Annotated in this window: 5 protein-coding genes; all 5 read left to right on the plus strand. The window is 71.2% G+C overall.

From position 1 onward, the window contains the following. Positions 1-1309: ABC transporter substrate-binding protein (locus NJ376_RS27150; RefSeq protein WP_252956488.1), on the plus strand; the 1309-nt coding region annotated here is incomplete at its 5' end. Positions 1310-1510: 201 nt separating this feature from the next. Continuing rightward, positions 1511-1846: an NIPSNAP family protein gene (locus NJ376_RS27155; RefSeq protein WP_252956489.1), complete on the plus strand. Its 336-nt coding sequence runs from the start codon at positions 1511-1513 to the stop codon at positions 1844-1846. Then, positions 1843-2187: a CidA/LrgA family protein gene (locus NJ376_RS27160; RefSeq protein WP_252956490.1), complete on the plus strand. Its 345-nt coding sequence runs from the start codon at positions 1843-1845 to the stop codon at positions 2185-2187. Before NJ376_RS27155 ends, NJ376_RS27160 begins: the two co-directional genes overlap by 4 nt. Next, positions 2184-2906, plus strand: a complete 723-nt coding sequence (locus NJ376_RS27165) for an LrgB family protein (RefSeq protein WP_252956491.1) — start codon at positions 2184-2186, stop codon at positions 2904-2906. Before NJ376_RS27160 ends, NJ376_RS27165 begins: the two co-directional genes overlap by 4 nt. 117 nt (positions 2907-3023) lie before the next feature. Beyond that, the coding region (locus NJ376_RS27170; protein ID WP_252956492.1) for a GcrA family cell cycle regulator at positions 3024-3247 on the plus strand (224 nt) is incomplete at its 3' end.

Consider the following 3247-nt stretch of genomic DNA (forward strand, 5'->3'; position numbering starts at 1 on the left):
CCGCGGGGTGAAATTCCATGACGGCACGGCGTTCAACGCCGATGCCGTGATCTGGAACCTCGACCGCTTCTTCAGGACGGACAGCCCGCAATTCGAGCCGGCAGGCAGCGGCATCACCCGTGCCCGCGTGCCGCTGCTGGCGAGCTACCGCAAGATCGACGACCACACCGTCACGATGACCACCACGCGGGTCGCCAGCTACTTCCCCTACATGGCCGTCTACATCCTGATGACCAGCCCGCGCAGCTTCGAGCAGGCGGGGCGGGACTGGGCGCGGGTGGCGACGCTGCCGGCGGCCGGCACCGGCCCGTTCCGCCTGGCGCGCTTCACGCCGCGCGTCTCGGCCGAGCTGGCGAAGTACGAGGGCTACTGGGACCCGGCGCGGGTGCCGAAGCTCGACCGCGTCATCCTGCTGCCGGTGCCGGAGGCCAATAGCCGCCTCGCCGCGCTCCGCTCCGGCCAGGTGGACTGGATCGAGGTGCCGCCGCCGGACGCCATCCCCGGCCTGCGCCAGGGCGGCTTCCAGGTGATGACGAATTCCTACCCGCATGTCTGGCCCTGGCTGTTCCAGATGGGCGGCACCACCTCCCCCTTCCGCGACATCCGCGTGCGGCAGGCGCTGAATTACTGCGTGGACCGCGCCGGGCTGGTGCAGCTGCTGAACGACACGGCGGAGCCTTCCGTCGGCTGGCTGAAGCCCTCCGACCCGCACTTCGGCAGCCCGCAGCACCGCTACCGCTTCGACGCCGCGCGCGGCCGCGCCCTGCTGGCCGAGGCCGGCTACACCGCGCAGCGGCCGCTGCGCTTCAAGGTGATGATCTCCGCCAGCGGTTCCGGCCAGATGCTACCGCTGCCGATGAACGAGTACATGCAGCAGAACCTGAAGGAGGCCTGCGGCGTCGATGTCTCCTTCGAGGTGACGGAGTGGAACACGCTGCTGACCGCGGTGCGGCAGGGGCCGGATGCGCCGATCCTGAACGGCGCCTCCGCCACCAACCCCTCCTCCCCCTCCTCCGATCCCGCGGTCGCGGCACGTTACTTCCTGCAGGCCTTCGTGCCGCCCAACGGCTTCAACTGGGGCCAGTACAACGACCCGCAATTCGAGGAAGCCTTCGCCGCGCTGGAGAATGCCCGCGACCAGGCGACCTACGATGCCGCCTATGCGAAGGCGCATGAGCGGCTGGTGGACAACCCGCCCTGGCTCTACATCGTACACGACCTCAACCCGCGCGCCATGTCCCGCCGGGTGCGCGGCTTCGTCTCCGCGCAATCCTGGTTCCAGGATCTGGTGACGGTGGACCTGCAGTAGCGGGCAGCGCCTTCTCTGCAGGCTCGCCCCGCGTGGAAGGCGCAGGCCGGCCCCGGCTGCGACGGCGCGGGCGCGCCGCCGCAGCCGGGGCTTCCCCGTTTCCGGTTCGATCGTTCAGGCTGCCCTCCGGTATCCGGCGACCGTGGGGCGAGGCGCCCGATGGCCTGCGCGGATGCGCATCCTCCCGCAGGAGCCGCCCGCATGATCGTCGATCTCCGCATCTACACCTGCCTGCCCAACCGGCTGAACGACTTCGTCGCGCTGTACGAGGCGGAGGGCTGGCCGTTGCAGCAGAAGCATCTCGGCCACTGCGTCGGCTGGTACACCACGGTGGAAGGGGAGCTGAACACCGTGGTCCACATGTGGGGCTATGCCGACCAGGCGGACCGCGAGAGGCGCCGCGCCGCCATGGCCGCCGACCCGGCCTGGGCGGCCTATCTGGCGAAGGTGGCGGAACAGGGCGCGCTGGTCCGCATGCAGAACCGCATCATCCGCCCGACCGGCTTCTTCGAGGCGTATCAGGCGAAGCGCGCATGATCGGCGCCCTTGCCGCGCTGCTCTCCTGCCAACTGACGGGAGAGGTGGCGGTGCGCGCCCTGCACCTGCCGGTGCCGGGCCCGGTCATCGGCATGGTGCTGCTGTTCCTGTACCTGCAGCTGCGGGGAGGAGAGGTGCCGGCGCCGCTCTCGGCGACGGCGGAAGCGCTGCTCGGCAATCTCGGCCTGCTCTTCGTCCCGGCCGGCGTCGGCGTGGTGCTCTACCTGCCGCTGCTGGCGCAGGCATGGGCGCCGCTCGGCCTTGCCGTGCTGGCCGGCACGCTCCTCACCATCGCCGCCACCGGCAAGCTGGCGGAATTCCTGTTCCGGCGCCTGCGATGAACGAGCTCGCCGCCATCTGGGTCTATCTGTCGCGGGAGCCGCTGGCGGCGCTGACCGCGACCCTGCTCGCCTGGCTGCTGGGGCTGCGGCTGCACCGGGCCTGCCGGCGGCATCCGCTGGCCAACCCCGTGCTCTTCGCCGTGGCACTGCTGGCGGGCGGGCTGCTCGCCGCCGGCATCGACTACCGCGCCTATTTCGAGGGCGCGCAATTCGTCCACTTCCTGCTCGGCCCCGCGACGGTCGCGCTGGCGGTGCCGCTCTACCGGCAATGGGGGCTGGTGCGGCGCAGCGCGGGGGCGGCGGCGCTGTCCGTGCTGTTCGGCGGGCTCTTCGCCGCGGGATGCGGCGTGCTGATCGCCGTCGCGCTGGGAGCGGCGCCGGAGGTGGTGGCGAGCCTCGCCGCGCGCTCCGTCACCACCCCGGTCGCCATGGGCATCACGGAGCGGATCGGCGGCCTGCCCTCCCTCACCGCCGCCCTGGTCATCGCCAGCGGCATCACCGGCGCGGCGCTGGGGCCGCTGGTGCTGAACGCCGTCCGGGTGCGGGACATGCGGGCGCGTGGCCTTGCCATCGGCACGGCGAGCCATGGCCTCGGCACCGCGCGGGCGATCTCGGTCAATGCCGCGGCGGGCACGTTCAGCGGCCTCGCCATGGGGCTGAATGCCCTTGCCTCCGCGCTGCTGTTGCCTTTGCTCTGGCGGCTTTTCGTCTCCGGTTGAGGTTGTCCACAGATTTTCGTCCGTCGCGGACCGCCCAGAACTTGTGGTGCAGCCCTGCGTTGTCCTACCGTATCTGGTAGGCACTAAATATGGTGGGGCGGAGCAGGGGAGCACCACATGGACTGGACCGCAGAAGCCATCGACCAACTACGCGCCTTCTGGGATGAGGGCCTGTCCACGGCCGAGATCGGTCGCCGCATGGGCATTTCGAAGAATGCGGTCGTCGGCAAGGCGCATCGGCTGAACCTGCCGGCCCGGCCGAGCCCGATCCGCCGCGACGCCGCGCCGCGGCCGAAACCGGCAGCCGCCACGCCGCGCCCGCAGGCCCCCGCCGCGGCGCC

The organism is Siccirubricoccus soli (genome assembly GCF_024178315.1).
Classification (GTDB): Bacteria; Pseudomonadota; Alphaproteobacteria; order Acetobacterales; family Acetobacteraceae; genus Siccirubricoccus; species Siccirubricoccus soli.